The 26,294-nt window shown below is 44.2% G+C and carries 19 protein-coding genes; 8 read left to right on the top strand and 11 right to left on the bottom strand.

The features are described 5' to 3' along the window. Positions 1–51: 51 nt before the first annotated feature. Positions 52–753 carry a VIT1/CCC1 transporter family protein gene (locus QLH32_RS06130; protein WP_283268671.1) on the bottom strand — a complete coding sequence of 234 codons (702 nt, stop codon included), beginning with the start codon at positions 751–753 and terminating at the stop codon, positions 52–54. Between the two features lie 229 nt (positions 754–982). Between QLH32_RS06130 and QLH32_RS06125 the strand changes: the two genes are divergently transcribed. Beyond that, positions 983–2,197, top strand: coding sequence for a tetratricopeptide repeat protein (locus tag QLH32_RS06125; RefSeq protein ID WP_283268670.1), 1,215 nt, complete (start codon positions 983–985; stop codon positions 2,195–2,197). A 2-nt stretch (positions 2,198–2,199) separates the two neighbouring features. After that, positions 2,200–3,330 (top strand): non-hydrolyzing UDP-N-acetylglucosamine 2-epimerase, encoded by a 1,131-nt coding sequence (gene wecB, locus QLH32_RS06120; protein WP_283268669.1) that lies wholly within the window; start codon positions 2,200–2,202, stop codon positions 3,328–3,330. Positions 3,331–3,379: 49 nt separating this feature from the next. Here the strand turns inward: wecB and QLH32_RS06115 are convergent, their stop codons facing one another. The 9 genes from QLH32_RS06115 to QLH32_RS06075 form a co-directional block, all read right to left on the bottom strand. Beyond that, positions 3,380–4,258 (bottom strand): alpha-amylase family protein, encoded by an 879-nt coding sequence (locus tag QLH32_RS06115; RefSeq protein ID WP_283268667.1) that lies wholly within the window; start codon positions 4,256–4,258, stop codon positions 3,380–3,382. Then, the gene (locus QLH32_RS06110; RefSeq protein WP_283268666.1) at positions 4,236–6,083 is read right to left on the bottom strand and encodes a hypothetical protein; all 1,848 of its coding nucleotides are present in this window, start codon (positions 6,081–6,083) and stop codon (positions 4,236–4,238) included. Before QLH32_RS06110 ends, QLH32_RS06115 begins: the two co-directional genes overlap by 23 nt. After that, complete coding sequence (locus QLH32_RS06105; RefSeq protein WP_267981017.1) at positions 6,084–7,334, bottom strand: glycosyltransferase family 2 protein; 1,251 nt, start codon at positions 7,332–7,334, stop codon at positions 6,084–6,086. Next, positions 7,321–8,226, bottom strand: coding sequence for a hypothetical protein (locus QLH32_RS06100; protein ID WP_283268665.1), 906 nt, complete (start codon positions 8,224–8,226; stop codon positions 7,321–7,323). The genes QLH32_RS06105 and QLH32_RS06100 overlap by 14 nt, the downstream gene beginning before the upstream one ends. Then, complete coding sequence (locus QLH32_RS06095; RefSeq protein ID WP_283268664.1) at positions 8,226–8,972, bottom strand: hypothetical protein; 747 nt, start codon at positions 8,970–8,972, stop codon at positions 8,226–8,228. Before QLH32_RS06095 ends, QLH32_RS06100 begins: the two co-directional genes overlap by 1 nt. A gap of 185 nt (positions 8,973–9,157) precedes the next feature. Further along, positions 9,158–10,600: a cryptochrome/photolyase family protein gene (locus tag QLH32_RS06090; protein WP_283268662.1), complete on the bottom strand. Its 1,443-nt coding sequence runs from the start codon at positions 10,598–10,600 to the stop codon at positions 9,158–9,160. Between the two features lie 122 nt (positions 10,601–10,722). After that, positions 10,723–11,205, bottom strand: a complete 483-nt coding sequence (locus QLH32_RS06085) for an FKBP-type peptidyl-prolyl cis-trans isomerase (protein WP_267981014.1) — start codon at positions 11,203–11,205, stop codon at positions 10,723–10,725. A 125-nt stretch (positions 11,206–11,330) separates the two neighbouring features. Beyond that, positions 11,331–12,617 carry an NAD(P)/FAD-dependent oxidoreductase gene (locus QLH32_RS06080; RefSeq protein ID WP_283268660.1) on the bottom strand — a complete coding sequence of 429 codons (1,287 nt, stop codon included), beginning with the start codon at positions 12,615–12,617 and terminating at the stop codon, positions 11,331–11,333. Between the two features lie 93 nt (positions 12,618–12,710). Then, a complete protein-coding gene (locus QLH32_RS06075; protein WP_283268658.1) occupies positions 12,711–14,033 on the bottom strand; it encodes a D-alanyl-D-alanine carboxypeptidase PBP6B in 1,323 nt (440 codons plus the stop codon). 170 nt (positions 14,034–14,203) lie between these two features. Between QLH32_RS06075 and QLH32_RS06070 the strand changes: the two genes are divergently transcribed. Further along, positions 14,204–15,907: a M61 family metallopeptidase gene (locus tag QLH32_RS06070; RefSeq protein WP_283268657.1), complete on the top strand. Its 1,704-nt coding sequence runs from the start codon at positions 14,204–14,206 to the stop codon at positions 15,905–15,907. Positions 15,908–16,409: 502 nt separating this feature from the next. Beyond that, complete coding sequence (locus tag QLH32_RS06065) at positions 16,410–18,641, top strand: NADP-dependent isocitrate dehydrogenase (protein WP_283268655.1); 2,232 nt, start codon at positions 16,410–16,412, stop codon at positions 18,639–18,641. Positions 18,642–18,756: 115 nt separating this feature from the next. Here QLH32_RS06065 and QLH32_RS06060 read toward each other — a convergent pair whose 3' ends face one another. Beyond that, positions 18,757–19,560 (bottom strand): rRNA large subunit pseudouridine synthase E, encoded by an 804-nt coding sequence (locus tag QLH32_RS06060; protein WP_283268654.1) that lies wholly within the window; start codon positions 19,558–19,560, stop codon positions 18,757–18,759. Between the two features lie 198 nt (positions 19,561–19,758). Between QLH32_RS06060 and icd the strand changes: the two genes are divergently transcribed. The 4 genes from icd to QLH32_RS06040 all read left to right on the top strand — a co-directional run bounded on the left by icd (position 19,759) and on the right by QLH32_RS06040 (position 26,242). Next, positions 19,759–21,015 (top strand): NADP-dependent isocitrate dehydrogenase, encoded by a 1,257-nt coding sequence (icd, locus tag QLH32_RS06055; protein WP_279959282.1) that lies wholly within the window; start codon positions 19,759–19,761, stop codon positions 21,013–21,015. A 103-nt stretch (positions 21,016–21,118) separates the two neighbouring features. Continuing rightward, positions 21,119–22,338 (top strand): IS3 family transposase gene (locus tag QLH32_RS06050; protein WP_283268653.1). Its coding sequence is split into 2 segments (ribosomal slippage): positions 21,119–21,464 and positions 21,464–22,338, totalling 1,221 coding nucleotides; the frame shifts between segments, so codons are not numbered across the junction. A 172-nt stretch (positions 22,339–22,510) separates the two neighbouring features. Further along, positions 22,511–23,329, top strand: coding sequence for a PhzF family phenazine biosynthesis protein (locus tag QLH32_RS06045; RefSeq protein WP_283268652.1), 819 nt, complete (start codon positions 22,511–22,513; stop codon positions 23,327–23,329). 144 nt (positions 23,330–23,473) lie between these two features. Next, positions 23,474–26,242, top strand: coding sequence for a M16 family metallopeptidase (locus QLH32_RS06040; protein ID WP_283268650.1), 2,769 nt, complete (start codon positions 23,474–23,476; stop codon positions 26,240–26,242). Positions 26,243–26,294: the final 52 nt, after the last annotated feature.

The following is a 26,294-nucleotide window of genomic DNA, read 5'->3' as shown; positions in this document are numbered from 1 at the left end:
GTATTTAATTATTGAATATACATAATATTTATTCCTGAAAAAATAATGGTTTTAAATGGTTGAGACATTAAATAAAGATCCCACCCAGCTTGAGAAAGCCATGGCTAAAATGCCCCATAACATAATGCGCAAACTGCCTTTTAGCATTGAGGTATGTGCAAAATAGCTGGAAAGTGCGCCTAACAACCCCAGTGAAATAATGCCTGTCACCAAAACGGCATGGGCAATAAAAGTGTCTGGACTGAGCAGGATAGCCAGCATGGGGAGTACAGCACCGCATGAAAAGGAGGCGGCAGAAGAAAGTGCTGCCTGAACAGGATTGGCGGCGGTATTTTCATGGATGCCAATTTCATCTCGGGCATGTGCACCCAGCGCATCATGTTCAGTCAACTGTTTGGCAACTTCATGCGCCAGTTCAGGGTTTAAGCCACGTGAAATATAAATCTGAGTGAGTTCACCAAGTTCCGCATGGGGATTCTTTTCAAGTTCTCTGGCCTCAAAACGCAGGTCTGACTTTTCAATATCCTCCTGCGACTTAACTGAAATATATTCTCCAGCAGCCATTGAGGTTGCCCCAGAGATCAGCCCTGCAATACAGGTAATTAACAAGGTATGTGCACTGGCGCCACTGGCAGCCATGCCCATAATCAAACTGGTCACAGAGATGATGCCATCATTTGCACCAAGCACAGCGGCACGTAACCAGCCTGAACGTTGTATGACATGAGGTTCTGCATGATGGGAAAAAGACATAATTCGGCTCTTATAAAAATAATGAAACAAGTCTCAAGTCCATTATGAAAAATCATTTTTATGAAAATTTTATCAATGATTCATCCACTTAACTTAGCTATAAAATAACTTATTTTAACGATACGATAACGGTGACTTCGTTATAATATGTGAATGGTTTAACACTTTTATTTAGATTAAATCGATTTTTTATAACTCACCCTGTTGCTATTTTTAGTTGAGATATTAGATGAAAAACTTGAAAAAAAAGCGTATTCATCATTCATTCTTGATCTTGGCCCTCGCTTTCTCAGCCCAGCAGGCGATGAGTGCTGAACCTGATTTTGTTAAAGAGGGTGATGCCGCCTATAAACCAGGCAATCCCATTTATGATCGTTGGGATCAGTTCTATAAAATTGAACAGAGCCAGCCAGAAAACGCTGAAAAAATCCTGATTGAACTTGGGCAACTGACTCCACAGGACATAAAGGTCTGGAAAAGCCTGACCTATTTGCAGATTCGTTTGAACAAGCAAAATGAGGCGATTCAGAGCGTCCGCAAGGCTGAACAGCTTGCACCGCAGGACGATCAGCTTAAGCTACAGGAAGCTTATCTACTTAATCAACAAAAAAGAAATCAGGAGGCATTGGAGATTTTCAAAAATCTATCCAGCTCCTCAGATGCGGAAATTGCGGCTAAATCCCAGCAGGCTGTACAAAACCTGAGTGGTGCAGTGGTGAAGCCAATCTTTAAGGATATTTATTTTGCGCCATCCTATGAGTCCCGTTATGACGACTTTATTTTTCCATTAAAAATGCGCTATGGAAGAAATCTGGATAATGGTCGGGCACAGGTTTATGGGTTTTTAAACCTGAACCGTGACACAAAATCAAAGGGTGGGGTACGTCCAGAAATTATTGATGAGAATGCGGTTACGGTGGGTGTGGGAGCCAATTACCAACCTTGGGAAACACTACCCATTCGGGCATATTTGGAAGTTGGTGGGAGCTATGACCTGATTGACCGTAATCGGGATAAATTCCGTGAAAGCGTGGTGGGTGGTCTTGCAGGCTATCAGGAATGGTATGCCAATCCCCCAATGGAGCAGAGTAATGTTTGGAATGATTATTTTACCGACCTGTATGGCAATGTTGCCAGTTATTCCCGTGAAGACTATAACGTGATTGCTGACCTGAGATTGCGTTCAGGCTTTAATGTGTACCGTGGTGAAACAGGTACGGTGCAGGCCTATGGCAAACTGCATGCCTTGGCTGACTCCAAAAATGAAAATTACAACAATTTATTTGAATATGGTGCGGGCATCGCATGGCAACCATTTAACTATGCTCCAGTCAAGTTGCGTGTAGAACGTCTATATGGACACTATTTTAATGGTGGTCTGGATGATGGTAAGGATAGTTATAACAATACGCGTACTGAACTGGTGTTTTATAAGGATTTCTAAGCATGAAAAAACTGATTTCGATTGTGTTTGGTACACGTCCAGAACTGATCAAACTTGCTCCAGTGATTCTATTGGCGCAACAGGATGACCGTTTTAATGTTGAAGTGATTTTTACAGGGCAACACGATGAACTGGTGCGTGACGCAATTGAGTTCTTTAATATCAAAATTGATCAACGTTTAAAAATGATGAATGCTGGACAGAGCCTAAATCAGTTACTCATTCAAGGGTTAGGCCAACTGGAAAATATCTTTACTGATGGTCAGCAGCGTGATGCAATCATCATTCAGGGGGATACCACCACCGTGCTTGCCGCTGGGCTGGTGGCATTCTCCATGAAAATTCCTGTGGCGCATGTCGAGGCGGGTCTGCGTTCTTTTGATCTGGACCACCCATTCCCTGAGGAGGGAAATCGTCAACTGGTTTCCAGAATTACCCGATGGCATTTTGCGCCCACTGCACAATCCAGACAGAACTTGCTGGAGGAACATATCGCTGATGATGCCATTACCGTAACAGGTAATACCGTTGTTGATGCCGTCTATTTAGGGCGGGAACTGATTCAACAGCAAGCGACACAGCACAATTATCTGCAACAGCATGGTTTAGTTTTTCCAGCCAATGCGCGGGTGGTGTTGATTACGGCGCATCGTCGGGAGAATTTTGGCGAGGGTATCCAGAATATCTGTAATGCGGTGGAACATTTGGCGAAAAAATATCCAGATGTTCATTTTGTTTGGCCTGTGCATTTAAATCCAGCAGTGCACGATGTTGTGCATGCTCAATTTGCCGATCACGCTCAGGTGCATCTGGTGAAACCACTTGATTATCCAAGTTTGCTGGCTGTGATTGACCGTGCCGAGTTTATCCTGACAGACTCTGGTGGTTTGCAGGAAGAAAGTCCATCATTCCATAAACCTGTGTTGATCTTACGTGACACCACTGAGCGACCAGAGGTGGTGCAAGTGGGAGCGGGCATTTTGGTGGGCACAGATCAGGCCAAGATTATTGCAGAATCGGAAAAGCTGCTTTCAGATCAGGCTCATTATGCTGCGATGGCAAATGTGGAAAATCCATTTGGTGATGGTCAGGCATCACAACGGATTCTGGATGTGATTGCACAATCCTCATAGGAAAATTAAATATAAGGCCTAGGGGCGAACTGTGTTCGCCTTTATCTATTCAGTGCGGTGAGCCGTAATGCAGGCGATACCACAATGCAACACTATAAACGTTAAAACGGTTCATATAGTGAGGGCCATCAAAAATATAAACTTTTTGGCCCTCATAAGCTTTGAGTTGCTGAATGATTTCCCACGGGTAAGCGGAGCGAAATGTTCCTTTTGAGGTGGGACGAAACGCTTCCAGCACAATAATGATGTGGTCTTTGCCAAATTCCTGCTGGAGTTGATTTAGTATTTTCCGTGCCTGTTGCGGTGAGCGTGTACCCACGCCAACCCCATCCTGAAAAAACACACCTGTATCTTTGGGTAGCCAGCTTTTAAGCCACATATCTATATGTTCAGGAGTTGTCTCTCCACTATAAATACTGATCCACATTGGTTTAGGCAGGCTTTCAATTGTCTGGGCAAGTCGATGTACACCTAACCATGTGGGGTCGGCCTCAACAGGAAAGTAGTAACCTTTTAGGGGAACGGGCTGGGTCTTGCTGATAATCGATTGAGATTCCTTGCCGAGACGTAACACCTCAGCACGGGCTGTTCTTTCATTATATTCACCCGCCAAACCGAGAATAATATGTTGTGCCCATGCGTTTTGACTGAGCTGTTTCAGGTTGATGTTTCTTTTCCATTTGCTAAAACCTGTGTCATGGTCAAACCATGCCTTTGACTGCACCACTGACCATTGCGGGATAAAAGTTGAAACACCCAGCAGGTGCCAATTGCCTGAGGGTGGGGTGCTGGCTAAATCAGGTTGCCAGAAAATACCTTCAATCTGGGGAGGCTGCACTTCTGACTGCATCAGGTGCATGCAACCTCCCAAAAACAACAAGGCTGATAATATTATAAGTGTTGTTCTAATCCGCCTTCTTCTGATCATGAGGTCGTTTGCGCCAGTACCAAAGCAAAATTGCCACAATCATGATAGCAGAGATTATAACGATCAGTATAAAGAAAGAAGATTGCTGTACCAGAGGCGCTTTTTGGTTGCCAATAATAATTTTTTGCAGCGCAAAGATCTGCCCATTTTCCGCCACTAAAATTTTACTGACATTATTCGGAATATTCGGTTGAACCTTATCCCAAAGTCTGGTGAAGTTCTGCGCGCCCTCAACCGAATCGGTAATCACATCGAAACGCTGGTTGTGGACATTGACCAGAAAACCACGTGCAGCCGCAGGTGCATAGATAATGTCGGGATGCATGAGAATCTGTTGACGGTAGATATTCGGATTTACCCGAATATTCAGGACTTCTGGTTTGGAACTGTCAAATTTAACCAGATTCAATGGAACAGGGTCATTGGTCATCAGCATTTTTTTCGCAGCCTGACTGATGGCGATCGCCATTTCCAGACTGCCTGGATTGCCGTCAATTGCAATGGTCGGATGAGTGGCAAAGCTCATGGACAGGGAGGCCACCCCATTCTTGATTTTATGCGGCAGTTTCACCGTCGATTTCTTGGTGTCAATCCATAACGAACCTTTGGCAGTAGGCAAACACTGGGAGTTGACAATCACAGAGTTTTCCAGCTTCATGCTAAAGGTGGTATTGTCAGAAATGGTTTTGGCAAAGTAGTTAAACTGTCGGTTGACTGGGTCTGATTCCAGCTCCGCCGTTTTCAGGCTGCCTGCAAGACCACCATCAATCCAGGTGGTGATATTGGAACCCTCCAGTAAGCCACTTTGAACCCGCAAGGCAATCTGGCCCTGTAAAATATCAGTGGGCTGCCAAACCGCTGGGAAGTTTAGAAACAGGTTCTTGTCCGCCTGATTGAGCCTGAAATCCTCAATACCTAAGTCTGCAAGGGTTTTGATCTGTTTCAGTTTTGCCCAGTTCGGTGCAGCCAGTTTATTAGGAAGAAATGTGGCCGATGTGTCGAGCTGTTTTAGATACTCAGGATTGAGCAGGCCATTAATGGCAGAAGCGAGCTTTTCAGGCTGGTCATATTGAATGCGCAGGGTTGGAATTTCATTTTGTGCGCTGATTTCCACCAAGGTGCCGTTTGGTAGTGGTGTAGCGGAACGGCTGATTTCAATAAAGAAGTTGGCTGCCTGATCCGCAGGCTCACTCTGTTCATACCATCGAATTGGTGTTACAGGTGTCCATGCGTTGATCAAACGACCCAGCATGGTGGCCTCAGCCATATTGGCTGAGTTGAACTTGAGCACACCCACAAAAGGCGTTGGGCGTACAATCTGTGGATTAAATAATGCATCGGGCAGGTCTTTTAACTTATAGACAGGTCGATGGCGTAGATAATCCATTTTTGAATTGGTTAAGTAAGTCACCTGATCAACATCTTCACTACAGAATGTTGTGCGGTCAGCAGCAGGTGAAGTCGGTGGTGAATACTGCTGTAAAATAAAGTCCAGACGGTGAAAGCCACTTTCGCTGGCTGGGATGTTAAAACTTAACTCGCCCGCACCATTCAGGGTGGTGTTATAGATCAGCTTGTCATCATACTTGACCAGCAAGGTGGTGAAGTGCTCAGTTGAGTATTCACTGCTAAAGCGGATGCTTTGCCACTCCGAACCTTTACCGACATAGAAGAAATGGGGCTCTATCGTATATTTATTGGATGTGTTGATGTTGTCAAAGGTCCAGGTGTTCCATGTATCCGCAGAGCTCAACACTGGCAAAGAGAGGGTGGTGCTTGCCAAAAGAATACTGAGGATATGGTGGCGTAAGGTATTTTTCTTCATTTATTTTCTCTCTTTGCTACGTTCGGTTTTGTACCATTGCAGGGAGTTGCCTTGAATCTTATTTTTCAGCATGTCGTACGCCGCTTTAAAAACAATAAACAGGAAGATTTGGGAATAGGTGACATAGGATAAAACCGAGAAGAAATACAACTGGGGTTTGGCCCGTTCCAGTGAAAGCGTGAACCACATTTGCGCCACATATAGGCAGAACGACATTCCCCAAAGTAGGGTAAATGGACCTGCAACGCTAATCCCCGCAATACCTAGCAGACCCAGGGTTAAGGTAATGTGACTCCAGATCAGTGCGGGCACGAACAGGACGTAGCACATAATGTTGTTAAAGATTTCGATGCCAATAGGGAAAGGTTTTCTCAGTGCAATCGGCAGATACTTGCTGGTGACATAGAAATTGCCCTGAGTCCAGCGTGAACGCTGCTTGATAAATACGCTCAATGAGGGAGGGTCCTGCTGCCAGCCCACCGCATAGGGCACCCACTTAATCCGCTTTTGCCCCAGAAAAATCCTGAAGCTCATTTCAGTGTCATCCACCAGAGATTTTTCATCAAAACCGCCCAGTGTTTCCAGCGCATCACGCCAAATGACGTAGTTGGTTCCCATCAGGGTCGAAAGCTCAAAACGTTGCCAGCGGCCGCCCTGGAAAATCCACTGAAAGAAAATAAACTCAATCGCAATAAAGCGGGTCAGGATGCTGTCCCGCCAGTTTCGTGTCCTGACCTTACCATTGACTGCAACCAGTTTTTTATCTGCCAGCAGGGTTTGGGCGAGTAGCCGAACGCAATTGGATTCTGGCGTGCTGTCAGCATCATAGACCACAATCAGTTCACCCTTTGCGTGCGGCAAACCATTGTTTAAAGTCCGTGATTTGCCTTTGCCACCCATACCTTTGGGCACATTGACAATCTTGATGCAGGGATAAATGGCTGCCATGCGTTCAGCAATTTCCAGTGTATTGTCCTTTGAACCATCATTAATCAGCAGCACTTCATAGGCATGTGCAGGATAGTCCTGCTGGGCAATCGCATGTAGGGTGTCTTCAATGACCACGCCCTCGTTATAGGCGGGAATCAGGACACTTAACACAGGCCATTGATCAGGAACAGGCATATTTTCCAGTTCCTTTGCCGCATTTTTTGAGTATTTCCATGCCTGAAAACTAAGCCATGCCCAAAATGCCTGGGGAATCCAGATGCCTAAAAAACCAAATAGGAAAAGAATGTCAATCGCGGGCATTTATTCTTCTCCTACGAATAATGGAAATGATTAAAAGGAAGAGTAAGAACCCACCAAGTAATAATGAAATCCATGAAATGGAACTACCAAAGGTGCTGAGTAAACTTGGATAATGTGCTGAAAAAATATAGTCCAGTGGAATCACCACCGTACTCATGGCAATCAGGAAATAACCAAAGGGATTGGTCTTTACCCGTTCTGGAGTACTTTGATAATCAGTGCCATTTATGCGCCAGGAAATCCCAAGGTGTGGATATTCAATATTGTTTACTGACATATCTGTCGGAGGATTAATGATGACCTGATAGCCTGAGCTTTGTACCGCATCGGTGGTGGCGCTATAAAAATAGTGCTGATGGTGCTGAATGGCGCGGGCGGGAAGATCAAGGTCTCCCTCCTTATCATTCTGGACAATATAACTTCCTGCAGGCTGGGAAATCAGGTTTTCATCCCAGCCTGTCTGGATGATCGCCGCAAGTGGCCTTAACCCCAGGGCGGTGGAGAAAGTGGCTTTTGCGGCAAAATATTTAGAATGTTTCATCTGGTAGATGGCAACTGGAATGGCACCCTCATTGACCGCTTTTTTAATCCTGAAATAGTCCAATACACTGAAATATTCATTGGGGAGAATCACGCCTGGCTTGATGCCCTGATCGATCAGCAACCTGAAGCTTTCGGAGTTTAACTGGTCAGCGGTGAACACAGGCCACCAGGTGGGTGGCTGTGGAAATAACTGGGCAACCGCCTGCGAAGGCTGTATTTGGGTGGAGGCCTCATCATAACTACGTTCAATCTTGCAGTGATAATACTGCTGGTAAAACTGTTGCAGCGTGGTGTCTGGAAAGTTCGATGTTGCGATGAGCATTCCACAAATATTGACAATCACTGACATCAAGTCACCCCCACAGTTGGAGGTAGGGATTCCTTATGGTGTTCAATCTGTAGCTTGAGTACGCTGAGGGCCTGCAATTCCTGTATAAACTGTGGGGGAGACTGATCATCCGTAGGTTTGGCCTCATGAATCACAATACTCCTGATTTCACTCAACTGTTCATTGATAAAGTGGTAAATCACGTTGTTGTGGTCGGTGGAGAGAATGGCCATGATCTGGTTCTGGGTTTCTTTCCAGACATCCTCACCCAGCATCTCACGGATCAGCAGGGCATTGTTGATGTGGGTGGTGTAAACTGTATAGTGGTCTTTATGCGTGAGCTTTAACAGTTTTCTCAGTTCGACCTGAAAATGGTTGAGCGCCGTAAGTGGTAAAATATCATGCTGGTAATTGCGGTCGTAGCTCTGGATTGCCCGATAGGTTCTCAGCGCATTCTGGATATTATGGCGTATCGCACTCAGGAAAATTGGCGCAATTGGAATAACAAACAAAAGTAGCAATTGCCTTTCGATATAGGTTTGATTGGCGAGATCAAACGAGAAATAAACAGCCATACCCACAAACGCGACCAAACCCAGAATAAGTGCCATTCCTATATTCAGAAAAGCACCAGAGATCAGCAAAATCAGTAACAATATCCAGCTTCCACGATAGGTTGCTGGCAACCACTCGTATGCAACAATTCCCATGAATACTTGGGCTAAAATAATCCATAAGACGAGTGCTGGTGCAGGGTTCTTTTGCATGGGGCTTATAATTTTATTAAATCTGTTTTGTGACCAATGTAACATTATTGGATTATGGGTTCGTTAGGTTTTATGTTATTCATTTTTAGAATTTAATTGCATAAACAGTAACATACAGTTTGTTCTGTCTATATTGATATGTTAAGAAATGGAAGGGTTCCATTTCGGCAGTAGCCGTTAAATGATTATAAATATGTCTTAAAGGTCTCAATTGCCCGTGTGCGGCTGGTCTTTAAATCCACAATTGGTACAGGGTAGTCCAGATTCTGAATCCTAGGATTGGCATAAGGTTCATGTATGGTTTTTGCATCCAGATCAGCGAGTTCAGGCACCCATTGACGAATGTAGTCGCCGTTCGGATCAAATTTTAATGATTGGCTGATTGGGTTGAATACCCGAAAATAGGGAACCGCATCAGTGCCTGTCGAGGCACACCATTGCCAGCCACCATTGTTTGCCGCCAAGTCGCCATCAACCAAATGTTGCATAAACCATTGTTCACCTTTACGCCAGTCGATAAGTAGGTTTTTGCTTAAAAACATGGCGCAGATCATCCGCACCCGATTATGCATCCAGCCTGTTGCCAGTAGTTGACGCATGCCCGCATCCACAATTGGAATGCCTGTGTTTCCCTGTTGCCACTGTTCCAGCGCAATTGGGTCATCACGCCACGGGATATTCTGTGTTGAGGATTTAAAGGGAAGATGTTTGGAAACCTGTGGAAAATCAAACAGGATATGCTGATAAAACTCGCGCCATAACAGCTCATCCAGCCACACCTGCTGGCTTTCAGACTGAATGACAAAATCCCCATGTTGTTGCCTAAACAGTGCCTGAATACATTGACGGATGGAAAGAATGCCAATATTCAGGTAGGCTGAAAGTTGACTGGTGCCCACTTGTGCTGGGAAGTCTCGCGCTTGTTTATAGTTACTCAACCTTTTCCCTACAAACTCATCTAATAAATCTAATGCGTATGTCTCTCCAACAGGCCAATGATCAATCATGTTTTGCTCAAGCGTTGAGGTATAGGCTTGTTGTAGAGTGGTCAGGTTGGCTTGGTTAAAAAATGAGAAATCCTCTGCAATCGGTTGCTGAGCGTCAGGCAATGGATAACACTGGGGCAATCCATGTTGTAAACGCTGATAACAGGTTTTCTTGAATGCCCCAAAAACCTGATAAGGCAGGTTGGACTGATTGCGAATGGAACGGATCGGGAATAATGTACGGTCATGAAACAGGAGCAGTTCTTTTTGCTGCTGGTTTAATACTTCCTGTACATCATGGTCACGCTTTAATTCATTTACGCCCAGTTCAATATTGGCATAGACATTGCCGATATTTATGCGCTGGATAAGGTCTGTAAAAAAATTGGCTACATCTTTCCATAGAGGAATATGCTGGATGATTAATGGGATGTTAAGGGTAGTAAGCTGCTGTTTTAATTGTTGTAGCTGACGGAGATAAAACTCGATCTTGATGGAGGCATCGTCATGTTGTTGCCATTGTTCAGGTGACAGAATCACTAGTGCAATACACTGACCAGCCTGCGTTGCATGCCAAAGTGCAGCATGATCATGGGTTCTAAGGTCCTGACGAAACCAGATTAGTTGATAGGCATGGGACATAGACAGAATATCAAGAGAAGAGAATCCCATTGAAGTTAAGCGATTTTTCTATTTTATAAAAGTATCAGGCAATAAAAAAGCAAAGCCGAAGCTTTGCCTTAATCAATTCATTTAAAAATGAATTAGTGGTGGTGACCACCTGCACCGTGAACGTGGCCATGATCAAGCTCTTCTTGAGATGCATCACGAATTTCAATGATTTCAACTTCAAAAGTCAGGTCTTGACCAGCAAGTGGGAAGTTTGCGTCAACGATCACGTTGTCGCCTTCAATGGCCTTAACAGTTACGATTTGAACGCCATCATCAGTTTGTGCCTGAAACTGCATACCAGGCTGGATGTTATCCACGCCCTGGAACATTTGTGCTGGAACTTCTTGAACTAAGTCTGGATTGTATTCACCATAACCTTCAGCAGCTGGAACATTTACAGTAAATTTTTCACCTACTGTTTTACCTGTAAGTGCATTTTCTAAACCAGGAATGATGTTGCCCGCACCGTGCAAATATGCAAGTGGTTCACCTTGAGATTGATCAAGTGTTTCACCCTCAGCGTTTGTTAAAGTGTAGTGGAATGAAACCACGTGGTTATTTGCAATAGCAGTCATGTTTTGAATCCATGTCATCAATAGTTTTAACTGTATATCATAAAGTGAAAAATAGCTTTTGTTGACTATTTTCCACTTTTTGAAACGATTTAGTTATAAATGGGAGTGAAATTTTAAATTTCAACTCAATAAAGCTTAATTTTTGGACGTACACGGCGGGTCAGGAAATCTTTCACGGTCAACGCCCCAGCCTGGGTGTAGCCATGAATATTGGCCTGATGCAGTCGGTATAGTGATACATACATGGTTTTTGCAATAAATCCCTGTACGCTGACATCACCAAGCAATTCTCCCACCGCCTGATTACGGCTCAATGAAACCAGTGATCCCTTGTCGTTAAAGGTGAACATGGGTTGTGGTGAGCCAGATAAACGGGCCGCCATCGCATCCACCAGAAAAGTTGCTTGCTGGCTGGCAACCTGTGCGCGTGGGCCAAGTGGTGGCTGACGGCCATCCAGTTGGCAGTTGGCACAGTCACCAAAGGCAAACACGTTTGGATCAGAATAGGTTTGCAGTGTTGCATACACCATTAGACGGTTGATCTTGTCACGTTTAAAATCGGTTAATGCTTCCAGAACTTTCGGTGCTTTTACACCTGCCGCCCATACGGTGATATCGGAATGTAATACATCACCATTGCTAAAGTAGACATTGGATTTATCCACCTTTTGCACTTTATGCTCGGTCAGAATCTCGATGCCCATTTTCCTGAGTTGCTTGGCACTATGCGCTGCGGTTTTTTCATTCAGTGCAGGCAGGATGCGGTCAGATGCTTCAATCAGGGTGATTTTGACCTGCTTTGGATCAATTTTCTTTAGGCCATAACGGTAGAAGTTTTTGGTGGTTTCGATCAGTTCCGCCGCCAGTTCCACACCTGTGGCACCCGCACCCACAATACCGATGTTCAGCGCACGCTCAGCCGAATGGTTTTGCGCTTCAATATAAAGATGGAACAAGTCCTGCTGGAAAATATCCGCTTGCTGACGACTATCAAGGAAGTGACAATATTCACGTACCCCCTCGGTGCCAAAATCGTTGGAGACAGAACCTACCGCAATCACCAGAGTATCGTAACCCAGCTTTTGGATCAGTGGGGTGTGTTCTTTGGAAAGCTGGGGAGGGGAAAGGGTAATCTGCTTTTGATCTTTGTTGACATCCAGCAGGGTGCCTAGTACAAATTCAAAATGGTGCTTTTCCGCATGGGCAAAGTAATTGGTTTGTTCTTCGTGGGGATTGAGAGAGCCAGCAGCAATTTCGTGGAGCAGGGGCTTCCAGATGTGGGTCAGATTTTGGTCAACCAGTGTGATTCTGGCTTTCTTTTTCCTGCCAAAACGTTCACCCAGTTGTGTCGCAAGTTCCAAACCACCTGCGCCACCACCCACGATTACGATATGATGTAAGGTTTTGCTCATGATGAGCCTCATTATTTTTGTGAAAGGATGACTGGATTATGCCATCCTTGCATACAAGGCTGTATGGTAAATCTTGAGCAAAATAGTCTGTTTTTAACCTTGATTTAGTGGGTAGAGTTTGGCAGTCTTGGAAGAATCCTGTGTTGAAAATAACGAAAACAGGTTTGCAAACCAGATCATGACTTTCTGAAAAATACTTGCTTCCTCAATCTGCACATCATTTTCAATCTGTAAACTACGGATCAACTGGTTATTTTGGTAGATCGACACGGTTGCCAGATTCATGACCTGGGTTAAAGGTGCAGTCAAATGCTGTTCATTCAACTCAATGTTGATATGGGTATTGGTGGTTTGCAGTGGTTCAACTGTGCTGACCTGCTGGTTTGCATCAACTAGATGGATGCGCTGGGTCAGCACATCATAACTATTGAGGTCAATTGGCGTTGCCTGATCATATAGTGAGGTGGTGACAATGGTTGGGTGCTGGGTTTCGACCTTAAACATTTTTAGGGTCGATTTAATCACAGGCAGTTCAGCAATCAGTCTTTGCTTTGGAATCACTTCCTCATCACGGGTATAGGTGTAAGCCAGGTCCATTAATTTATGTGCAACTTCGGCACGTTTCACCGCACTGGGTGTACCTAACACAACCACGATCAAACGACGTTTATCAACGTGTGGATTAAAGGTTGGACGTTCCGCAGTCAAGGCCAGATTATAGCCAGCAGCCTTGGTATAACCTGTTTTTAAACCGTCCGCCGTAGGGTCAAGCTTTAATGCAAAATTGGTGGCATGGTGAAAACGCTGGTTATAGCTAAAGCTTGGCATTTTTGAATAATGTAGGTATTCAGGTGTTTGCTTGACGATGGCCTTTGCCAGCAAGCCTAGATCTGCCGCCGTTGAATAATGGTCAGTCATGGTGATACCAGCAGGATTGCTGAAATGGGTATCTTTCATTCCCAAGGCCTGTGCTTCCCGATTCATGCGGGCAACAAACTCAGGCACACTGCCTGAAATCTTTTCGGCAAGGGTGACAGCGGCATCGTTGGCAGACATGACGATTAAGCCAGCAAGTAACTGATCAACCGAAATCTGCTCACCCTCTTTCAGATACATTTGCGATTCATCCCACATCACGGTACTGACCACAGGTGTAGCCGTTAGCACCTCTTCCTTACGCAATTTTCCAGCTTCAATTTCCTTGAGGGTAATGTAGGCCACCATCATTTTAGTCAATGAGGCTGGGGCACGTTGTACGTGGCTATTATGTTCAGCAATGACCTGGCCTGACTGGGCATCCATAATTGACCATGCCTGCGCTTCCACCGATTCAGGTGCGATATTCAGTAAATTGGCATGTGCGAGATGGGTACAGATGAAGCTAAACAACGTAAACAGGGAGAGGATAAATTTCACGTAAACACCTTGTGCTGCCGATCCAGTGGCATGGAATGCGAAAAAAGCATGCTATGACTTTTTTGTTGAAGAATCTAGCAACTTTTGCAGACAATTAAGACATCTACGCATGACTTTGTAAAAAAATGCTAAGCTGTGTGAAGTGAGTCTTATTTTTACGATCTAAAGCTATGTTGCACTATCAAATTGAGTTCGACGATTATCGCCAACACCTTATTCATGTGACCCTGCGTTTCCTTGCCAATCCCAATCAGGAGCTATGGTTGCCGACCTGGATTCCAGGTAGCTACCTGATCCGTGAGTTCTCAAAACATATTGAATCGGTTCAGGCTTCTGATGAAGCAGGGCGTTTACTCAGCATTAAAAAAACCGAGAAAAACCGCTGGCGTTTGTTCAATAACGACCATGAATTGATTACGGTTGAGTATGATGTCTATGCCTATGATTTATCGGTGCGTGGGGCGTATGTTGATCAAACCCGTTTGTATGTCAATCCTGCCTGTGTCTGTTTAGGTCTGCAAGATCAGGAACAGTCACCTTGTGAGGTTGAAATTTTCCTGCCTGATGAACTCAGGCATTTCCAGATTGCCACGGGACTGCCAAGTAAAAGTCTGGTCAAGGGACGCTTCACCTTAAAAGCAAATAATTATGACCAACTGATTGACAGTCCATTTGAGCTGGCTGAACAAAGCCGTTTTAGCTTTGAAGCCAATGGCATTCCGCATGAGTTTGTGATTTCAGGCAAGCACAATACCAATTTGGATCGTTTACAGGCAGATATTGAGAAGATTTGTCAGGCTGAAATTAATCTGTTCGGTTCAGCACCATTTCAAAACTATACCTTTATGACCATGGCAACGGGCAATAGTTATGGTGGTCTGGAACATTGCAATAGTACCAGCCTGATCACCCCACGTGATGACTTGCCGAAAGAGCATGAAACACAGGAACCTTCCAAAGACTATCAACGTTTTCTGGGCTTATGTAGCCATGAATATTTCCATTCATGGCTGGTGAAATTTATACGTCCTGAAAATTTTGCCCATTATGATTTGCACAAAGAGGGCTACACCAGCTTACTCTGGATATTTGAAGGTTTTACTTCTTATTATGATGACCTGATTTTGCTGCGTAGTGGGGTGATTTCGCAGAAATCCTATCTGGATTTATTAAAGGCACAGATTGACCGCTATTTACAGAATCCAGGACGTCTGCTCCAGTCTGTTTCAGAGTCCAGTTTTGATGCATGGATCAAGTTCTATCGTCAGGATGAAAACTCAAACAATGCAGGCACCAGTTACTACAACAAAGGCAGTCTGGTGGCGCTTTGTCTGGACTTGGGGCTGCGTTTGCGTGGTTCAAACCTTGATGCCTTGATGCGTCGTTTATATGAAAATGCCCAAAAAGGGATTCAGGTCAATGAACTTAGCATTTTTGAGTTGTGTCATGAACTGACAGGGGATAACTGGGTTGAGCAAATCAATCATTTGGTCAATACCACAGCTGAGTTGCCGCTGGATCAGCTTTTGCCTGAGTTTGGTTTAAGTTATGGCCTTAAAAATGACAAGGCGCTGCCATTTGGTTTAAAAATCGTGGATAAGGCTGAGGGTGTGATGATTCAGCAAGTTCGCCGTGACAGTGCTGCTGCAAAAGCTGGACTGTCTGCCAATGATGTGATCCTTGCGATTGATGGTATTAAAGCATCAGAAAAGCTTCTGGCGAAATATGCAAAACAGCAGGGAACGTTTACGGTTTATGCTTTCCGCCGTGATGAGTTGTTGCGGTTTGAAATTTCGGGTGGAGAAAACGCACTAACCACCATTGAGTTGAAAATTGAAGATCAGAATAAACTTGATCGTTGGTTGAAAGTTTAATTCCCATAAAAAAGGCACTGTGAATCAGTGCCTTTTTGTTTCCATGTAGAATGAATATCTGTAGCACCATAGAAATGGTCTGAATACAGGTGTGCTGTTCACCTTGCAAGGTGGCGTATTGCTAAAGTTGAGGGTTTGGCATTTAGATTGATTTTACCATGACCAAAGTCATATGTTGTTCATTAAACTTTGTTAGTGTCGTACTCATACTAAGGCACTATGTTCATTTGTTTGCGAAATGGTAAATTTAAAGCTCTTATTTAAGCTGAAACGGTTTTGTGTTTGAAAAGCCAAAACTTCATGTGAGGTGGCTAAACATGGCTGCAACTTTTATAGAGTTTTGTAGTATTTTTTTTCGAAATGTCGTTATCACTCGATATTGCGTTGACTGAGATGCGATGAGGGCCGATACTCTCAGGGTTTTATTTAAGCACATCGGTTCTCAAAGACTGGGCCAAAAGCTCGGTTCTTCACAACTAACATTTAACACAAGGGGCTATATATGGCTGGTGGAAAGTCAAAAATCATTTACACACTGACTGATGAGGCGCCGCTACTGGCGACCTACTCTCTACTGCCGATCATTGAGACCTTTACCAAGCCAGCTGGCATTGAGATCGTTAAAAGTGACATCTCTGTAGCCGCGCGCGTGCTCGCAGAATTTTCGGACTACCTAAGCGACGAGCAGAAAGTGACCAATAACCTTGCGGAGCTTGGACGTCTCACGCAGGATCCAGATACGAACATCATCAAACTTCCAAATATCAGTGCTTCGGTTGCCCAGTTGGTGGCATGCATCAAGGAACTTCAGTCAAAAGGCTATGCGATTCCTGATTATCCAGAGAATCCAGTGACTGAGGAAGAAAAGGCAATTAAAGACCGCTATGGTAAATGTCTCGGTTCAGCAGTCAACCCAGTGTTGCGTGAAGGGAACTCTGACCGTCGTGCGCCTGCTGCGGTAAAGAACTATGCCAGAAAGCACCCGCATTCAATGAGTGAATGGAAACAGTGGTCACAAACCCACGTTTCACACATGGAAGAAGGTGACTTCTATCATGGTGAAAAGTCGATGACACTGGACCATGCACGTAATGTGAAAATGGAATTGATCACCAAAACGGGTGAAACCATTGTCCTCAAGCCAAAAGTGGCGTTGCAGGATGGTGAAATCATCGACTCAATGTTCATGAGCAAAAAAGCGCTGTGTGAATTCTATGAGAAGCAACTGGTAGACTGCCGTGAAGCGGGCATCCTGTTCTCACTGCATGTAAAAGCGACCATGATGAAAGTGTCACATCCAATCGTGTTTGGTCACTGTGTCAAGATCTACTATAAAGATGCATTTGAAAAACATGGCAAGTTATTTGACGAGTTGGGTATTAACGTCAATAACGGTATGGCAGGCCTTTATGAAAAGATCGCGACCTTGCCAACCTCGCTGCGTGAAGAAATCATTGAGGATTTACATGCATGTCAGGAACATCGTCCGCGCTTGGCAATGGTTGACTCTGCCAAAGGGATTGATAATTTCCACTCTCCAAATGACGTGATTGTCGATGCATCCATGCCTGCCATGATCCGCGGTGGTGGTAAAATGTGGGGTGCTGATGGCAAGCCTTATGATTGTAAAGCGGTGATGCCAGAATCAACTTTCGCACGTATCTATCAGGAAATGATTAATTTCTGTAAGTGGAATGGCAACTTTGACCCGAAAACTATGGGTACTGTGCCAAATGTGGGATTGATGGCACAAAAGGCGGAAGAATACGGTTCACACGACAAGACTTTCGAGATTCCAGAAGCGGGCATTGCCAACATCACTGACCTTGATACAGGTGAAGTGTTAATGACCCAGAATGTTGAGCAGGGTGATATCTGGCGTATGTGTCAGGTGAAAGATGCGCCGATTCGTGACTGGGTAAAACTTGCGGTGACGCGTGCACGTAACTCTGGCATGCCAGCGATTTTCTGGCTTGACCCATACCGTCCGCACGAAAATGAACTGATCAAGAAAGTTGAAAAATACTTGAAAGAGCATGATACCGATGGTCTGGATATCCAGATTATGTCTCAGGTGCGTGCAATGCGTTATACGCTTGAGCGTGTGGCGCGTGGTTTAGACACGATTTCCGTGACGGGTAACATCCTGCGTGACTACCTGACTGACCTGTTCCCAATTATGGAACTGGGTACTTCTGCGAAGATGTTGTCTATCGTTCCGTTAATGGCTGGCGGCGGTATGTACGAGACAGGTGCGGGTGGTTCAGCACCAAAACACGTTCAGCAGTTGGTGGAAGAGAACCATTTGCGCTGGGATTCATTGGGTGAGTTCCTTGCGCTGGCTGTTTCTCTGGAAGAGCTTGGAATTAAAGAAGATAATGCGCGTGCAAAATTGCTTGCCAAGACTTTAGATCAGGCAACAGGCAAGTTACTGGATAACGACAAGTCTCCATCACGTCGTACAGGTGAGCTGGACAACCGTGGTAGCCATTTCTATTTGGCGCTGTACTGGGCTGAGGCGCTTGCTGCACAGGATGAAGATGCTGAGTTAAAGGCACAGTTCACACCACTTGCGAAAGCACTGGCTGAGAATGAACAGAAGATTGTGACTGAATTCTCTCAAGTACAGGGCAAAGCGGCTGACATTGGTGGCTACTATGCTGCTGATCCAGCAAAAGTGAATGCGGTGATGCGTCCAAGTGAAACATTCAATGCAGCGCTTGCAACTGTTTAAAAATCTAAAATACTTAGCTTGAGTTGGTATTAATAAAAAGCTAGTGCCTTGGTACTAGCTTTTTTTATGGGGCTTTGAAGTGGGTTTTAATGACTAACCTAAGAAATATTAAATCTTAACGGCCATTACGATTACGGCCACGAGGCGCTTTGGTATTTGGACGTGTTGTACCATTGGTCTTACGACGTGGTTTTTCACTCTCATCCATTTGCCAGATGCGTTTAGTCCCTGACTTTTTCTTGTCACCATCCTTTTTATCACCCTCTTTCTTTTTATGCTGCATTGGCTTGCCGCCAGTACCACCTGGTTTTTTTACATAGGAACGAGAACGGTAAGGCTTATCTTCAGGCAGGTCTTTAAAATCTGGATAAAGCAGCGGTTCAATATCTGTTTGTTCACCTGGTTGCAAACCCAGACGTACTAAATCAATGGCACCAATCTTGGTACGAATCAGACGCAAAGTTGGAAAGCCAACCGCCGCTGTCATACGGCGTACCTGACGGTTACGCCCTTCACAAATCTGCAATTCAATCCAGCTGGTCGGAATATTGGCACGGTAGCGTACAGGTGGATCACGATCCCATAACCATTCTGGTTGATCCACCTTAATCGCCTTGGCAGGCAGGGTCATGCCATCTGCCAGTTCCACACCTTTACGCAGCTGTTCAAGCGCTTCCTCAGTGACATCACCATCCACCTGAGCCAAATAAGTCTTGTATTTCTTGTTCACTGGATTGGTGATGTACTGGTTTAACCCGCCATGATCTGTCAGGAACATGAGTCCTTCAGAATCAAGGTCAAGGCGACCTGCAAGACGCAAATCAGGATCGTGGATAAAATGGGAAAGCGTGAGATGGGCTTCATCCTCACGGAACTGTGACAGCACGTCAAAAGGTTTGTTAAATACGACAATTTTCATATAAAAATACTACTTTAAGAGTATGGGGTATTTGGTAAATGTATGCTTTTATTTTATTGAGAAATGTTATTATTTCTCATATAAATCTAAAAAGATACAAGATTGAATTACACTGAATCAGGAAGTAAAAAAATCAAAGTATGCCATAAAAAACAAGGTATACATTAATCGCCAGCTACATGAGGGAGAACCTGTACAATGGGTTATCAGAAGATCGTGGTTCCTGCAGATGGTGACAAAATCACAGTTAATGCAGACCTGTCACTGAATGTTCCAAATCATCCTATCATTCCTTTCATTGAAGGTGATGGTATTGGTGTGGATATTACACCAGCAATGAAAGCAGTTGTAGATGCTGCTGTTCAAAAAGCTTACGGTGGCAAACGTTCGATCGAATGGATGGAAGTTTATTGCGGCGAAAAAGCCGACAGAATTTATGGCACTTATATGCCAGAAGAAACTTTTGAAGCTTTGCGTGAGTTTATTGTTTCAATTAAAGGTCCCTTAACCACACCAGTTGGTGGTGGTATCCGTTCCCTGAATGTCGCGCTGCGTCAGGAATTGGACCTATATGTATGTGTGCGTCCAGTGCGCTGGTTTGAGGGTGTGCCATCACCCGTGCAACATCCTGAGTTGACGGATATGGTGATTTTCCGTGAGAACTCGGAAGACATCTATGCTGGGATTGAGTGGAAAGCCGATTCTCCAGAAGCAAAGAAAGTCATTAAGTTCCTGAAAGAAGAAATGGGTGTTACCAAAATCCGTTTCCCTGAGGGCTGTGGCATCGGGATCAAGCCTGTATCCAAAGAAGGTACCCAGCGTTTGGTACGGAAAGCCATTCAATTCGCGATTGATAATGACAAACCCTCTGTGACACTGGTTCATAAAGGCAACATCATGAAATATACCGAAGGGGCGTTTAAGGAGTGGGGTTATGAGCTTGCAGTGGAGCGTTTTGGTGGTCAGCTAATTGATGGTGGGCCGTGGGTAAAAATCAAGAATCCGAAAACGGGTAAGGACATTGTGATCAAGGATGTGATTGCCGATGCATTTCTGCAACAAATCCTGATGCGTCCAGCAGACTACTCTGTCATTGCCACCTTGAACCTCAATGGTGACTATATTTCCGATGCACTTGCGGCAGAGGTTGGTGGTATTGGGATTGCGCCAGGTGCAAACATTGGTGGGGCAATTGCGGTGTATGAAGCCACTCATGGTACAGCACCGAAATATGCAGGTCAGGATAAGGTCAACCCAGGTTCAATCATCCTTTCTGCTGAAATGATGCTGCGTGACATGGGCTGGACAGAGGCCGCTGACCTGATCATCAAGGGCGTGTCAGGGGCGATTGAAGCGAAAACTGTCACCTATGACTTTGAGCGTTTAATGCCAGGTGCGACCTTGTTGCGCTGCTCTGAATTTGGTCAGGCAATCATTGAGCATATGGGCGAATAAGTTTCTATTTGTCCTACAAGAGTGGTTTCGACCACTCTTTTTTATTTATGTGTCTCGTCCTAATTAAGGTTGACACTATCCATCCCTAAAATTGGAGAGTGTTATGGTTACAGTAGTTAGAAGAACACAACGAGATTATAGTCTCGCTTTTAAATTATCAGTTGTTGACCAAGTCGAAAAAGGTGAAATGACCTATAGGCAGGCACAGGATAAATATGGCATACAGGGCTGTTCAACAGTATTAGTTTGGCTTCGCAAGCATGGTAACCTAGACTGGAGTCAGGGAACACCCTCTTTTCACCCAGGTAAAACCCCCATGCCCAATACACCTCTTACACCAGAACAAAGAATTAAGGAACTTGAACAACAACTTGCCGACACTCAACAAAAAGCTGAATTCTTTGAAGCCGTTGTAGATGTACTCAAAAGAGATTATGGAGTCAGCATTGTAAAAAAGCCACGAGGCAAGTCATCAGGGAAAAGCGGGAAACGGGGATAAGCATTATGCAATGCTGCCGTTATCTTGGAATGACTCGTCAAGCCTATTACAAGCAGTGCAGGCAGGAATCTCTACGCTTTGAACAGGATCATGCTATCCTGAAACAGGTACAGGCACAACGCATGTTCCATCCACGCATTGGCACAAGAAAGCTTCACTATTTATTAAATCAAACAGGATCAACACCTATAGGTCGGGACTATTTATTTGATTTACTTAGATTCAGTCACTTATTGATTAGACCAAAGCGAGCTTACCACAAGACAACGAATAGCCATCACCGTTTTCATTGTCACCCGAACCGCCTGAAAACTGGAGCTGATCAGGTGATAGTGACTCAGCCAGAACAACTATGGGTTGCTGACATTACTTATTTGCCAGTTAAGATGGGTGAGGCTTATATCAGCCTTGTAACAGATACATGGTCAAGAAAGATTGTGGGTTACCATGTTCATGGAGATCTTAAAACGGATTCAGTGATTCGAGCCTATAAACAGGCATTGAAGCAACGTAAGTCAAAGAGCGATGTATTGACACATCATTCAGACAGGGGAATTCAATACTGTGCTGAAAAATATCAAAGGATACACAAACAAAATGATGTGCAATGTTCCATGACAGATGGGTATGACTGTTACCAGAATGCAATGGCAGAGCGGATAAATGGGATATTGAAAAATGAATATTTACTGCAAAAACCAGCGAATCTTGAAGAAGCCCGCCGAATGGTTGCCGAGTCAATAGGGATTTATAATACAAGGAGGCCCCATCTTGCATTAAACTATAAAACGCCCAATGAGGTTCATCAGGCATTTTATAATTGAAATAAGTGTCAACCTATTTCAGGACGGGACAATGCTTTTATCAAACCATTGAGCTTTCAGTTTTTGTTAAATGTTCAGAGCTGGTTGTGTATCGTAAATTTAAAAAAATCTGTATCTATCATTTATAGACCATGTGTTCAAAATAAATTAAAAATCTTGAGAGTGCTGTGCAATGAAAATGTATCAGGTGGATGCGTTTACCAAACAACTATTTAAGGGCAATCCTGCGGCGGTGATTGTTACCGAGCAATGGCTGGATGACATCCTGATGCAGAATATTGCATTGGAAAATAATCTATCCGAGACTGCATTTGTCAAAAAAGTGGATAAGACTAATTATGAAATCCGCTGGTTTACCCCAACGGCTGAGGTTGATTTTTGTGGTCATGCTACCTTGGCCAGTGCTTTTGTCTTGTTTAAGGATTTTACTGCTGAGCAAACCATTCAGTTTCATGTGCGTAAGCTGGGAATGTTTGTGGTTAGTCAGGAAGATGATGGCAAAATTAAAATGAATTTTCCAATTCGTAAGGCTGAACTGGTATCAGATTATCCACAGGAACTTCGTGAGGGTCTGAGCAAACCGTTTAAGGCCGTCTATCTCAATGCCCAGGCCTATATTGTTGAGTATGAGTCGGTACAGGATGTATTGGATGAGCAGCCAGATTTTGAGAAATTAAAACAGTTAGGCAGATTACGTGCCGCCATTACCGCATCTCAACCTGATGTTGCCATAACTGCCAGAGGTGAGGGAAAGTTTGACTGTGTTTCGCGTTATTTTGCCCCAGCAGTTGGTATTGCCGAAGACCCTGTAACGGGTTCAATCCATACCGCAATTGCACCGCTTTGGGCGGAAAAACTGGATAAAAAACGGCTGATAGCTTATCAGGCCTCCACTCGATGTGGGATTCTGGAATGTGTCATTGAGTCGGAACAGCGTATTGAAATCTCAGGCTATGCGAAACTATACATGCAGGCTGAACTGATGATCTGATTTGTAACTAAATCTCTATAAAAACAAAGAAAAAAGCTGTTTAAATCAGCAGCTTTTTTCAAAACATCACTATTAAAAATGCGAATCGTTCTCTACTATAGCTTATTGTTTTTATTTAAATCACCCAAAATACTTGGATAATCTATGTTAATGCGGTTTAAGCAGCTTACCCTTTCTCTTTGTTTAATCGGGTTAAGTGCAACTTCCTGGTCTCAGACAGTACTGGTCAAAACTGAAAAAAATATTGAAGAATATAAATTAGATAATGGTTTCAGAGTTATTCTTGCACCAAATGATAAAGAAAATAAGGTTTACGTCAACACAATCTACCTGACAGGTTCGCTGAATGATCCAAAAGGCAAGGGTGGTCTGGCTCATTTACTGGAACATCTGGCTTTCAAAGGCACACAAAATGTCAAGGGTGAGGAGTTTCAGCGCCGTTTAGACCAATATACCCTGATGACCAATGCCAGTACCGATTATTACTCTACCAAGTATCTGAATATTGTCCGTCCAGAAAAAACTGCCTTAAATGAAATCCTGTACCTCGAATCTGAGCGTATGGACAAGCTGGTATTGCAGGAAAAATTTGTACCGTCTGAAATCGAGATTGTGAAACGTGAACGCGAAATCCGTATGGATCAGCCTTTTGCAGTTTTAATGGATCAGATGTTTAAAGCGGCATACGGTAATCAATACTTGGGGCGTTTGCCGATTGGAGATTTGCCAGAATTAAAATCCATTAACATGAACGAACTCAACCAGTTCTATAAAACATGGTATGCACCAAATAATGCCATCATGGTTATTTCAGGTAAATTTGATAAAACTGAGGTGCTGAATAAAATTGATCAATATTTTAGCCCTATTCCAGCACGGGTTGTGCCTGCCCCTGTAAAAGTTCCTGTACTGGATTCCAGTAAGATTGAGCAGCGTCAGTTTACTGTGCAAAAGGGCAGTGACCTAGCCAAGTTCCATGTCTATATGAATGGGCAGAATGCACAGCTACAGTCTGCATTATCAATGGCACCTGCACTCTATACCATGCAGCCGAGCGGTACTCTGTATAAGAGCATGGTGGAAACAGGTATTAGCACCGCTGTGCAATCCACAACATGGCTGGATCAGGATTTTAATCTGGTGTTTATGGGGGCGATTTATGCGCCGAATCATGATGCCAAAAAAGTCGATGAGGCCTTAACGAAAGGTGTGGAAAATAGCCAGCCATTTACCGATGCAGAGTTGCAGCGGGTCAAGAACATGACCCAGAATGCCGCTGATACCATTGCCAAGGATGCGACAGCTTTAGGTTCACGCCTGAGTGATTATGCTGTGGCTTCACATGGACAGTGGGATCAGTATTTTAAAGATTTACAGGCCATTCAGGACTTAAAGTTGAATGATGCCAACCAGATCTTGAAGCAGTTTTTAGTTTCATCACACCGTATTTCTGGAGACATCTTGCCAACACCTGAAGACCAGAAAAAGGCAATGACTCAAAATACTCAGGAAAAACCTAAAACGCTGGACCAGAGTGCTGAGAAAGCTGAGCCATTGAAAGATGCCAGCGTTTATAAGCAGGAAGTCACCCAGTTTGTCACTCAATCTGCCCAGCAGTTGCAAAAGAATGAGCAAAAGATTCAACGTGGTGAATTTAAAAACGGTATTCGCTATGCCTTATTCCCAACACCAACACGCGATGACAAAACCTATGCCACCATCAGTCTGGACTTTGGCGATGAAAAAACCTTATTTGGCAAGGGTGTCACTTTAGATCTGACCAGCTACCTGATGTTGCGTGGTTCAGAAAAGCATAGCTTGCAGGAAATTACCGATAGAGCAATTGCTGCAAGTGGTGGAGCTTCTGTCACGTCAAATGGTAATGGTTTGACCATTAACATCAATGCCAAAAAAGACCAGTTTGAAGATTTCCTCAACTTTATTATTGAGGTGGTTAAGCAACCTAAATTTGCCCAGTCTGAATTTGATCTGGCGAAAAACCAAAGCTTGTCGGTACTGGATCGCCCGTATACCGAGCCTGCCACTGTTGCATCCATGACCTTGGCAAGATTGCTGGAAACCTACCAGCCTGGTGATATGCGTTATCACTTTGAGCCTGATCTGGTCAAGAAACAGTTAAATGATGCGACTCAAGCGCAAATTAGACAATTTTATAACCAGTTCTTCGTGACCAACCATGCCCAAATTGCGGTAACAGGGGATTTTGATCCGAAAAAAATGCAGCAAACGCTACAAAAAGCGTTTGGTTCGTGGAAAACCAGACAGCCTTATCAAAAGATCACTTCACCTTATGTCGCTTTTAAAGCGCAGAAAGTACATGCCCTGTCAGAACAGCGTGAGTTCGGAAGTTACCAAAGCGTTCTTACCATGCCTGTTGGTGCTTACCATCCAGATGCACCAGCATTGATTATTCTCAGTCATATTATGGGGAACTCGCAGCTTTCCTCGCGTTTGGCACAGGAGTTACGTGAAAAGAATGCGCTGGTCTATGGTTTTGGCAGTAATCTGGACTTGGATTCAGATACAGAAAGTGGCTCAATCAGTATTACAGCAAACTATACCGCTGGACGTTCTGATCAGGTATCCCAATCTGTGCATAAGGTTTTGACAGACTTGTTGAATAAAGGTGTGACTGAACAGGAACTGGAAGCAGCCAAAGCCGATATTATGAAAAAACGTGTCACTTCCTTGGAAGATGAGCGCAAGATTCATGGCATGTTAACGGGACAGTTGGAACGCAATAAAACCCTGCTGGATCGTGAAAAGCGTGATCAGGAGATTGCCAAACTCAGTAAGGCTGATGTGGATGCCGTGATTAAGAAATATATCAAGCTGGATCAGTTTGTTGAGGTGATGGCTGATCAGTATGGTCAGGCTCAAGCCACGAAATAAATGATCAAAATAATAAAGCCACCAAATCGGTGGCTTTATTATTTACAGAATG

This window comes from Acinetobacter corruptisaponis (assembly GCF_030053775.1).
In the GTDB taxonomy this organism is placed as follows: domain Bacteria; phylum Pseudomonadota; class Gammaproteobacteria; order Pseudomonadales; family Moraxellaceae; genus Acinetobacter; species Acinetobacter corruptisaponis.
This window is presented reverse-complemented; position numbering and strand designations above follow the sequence as displayed.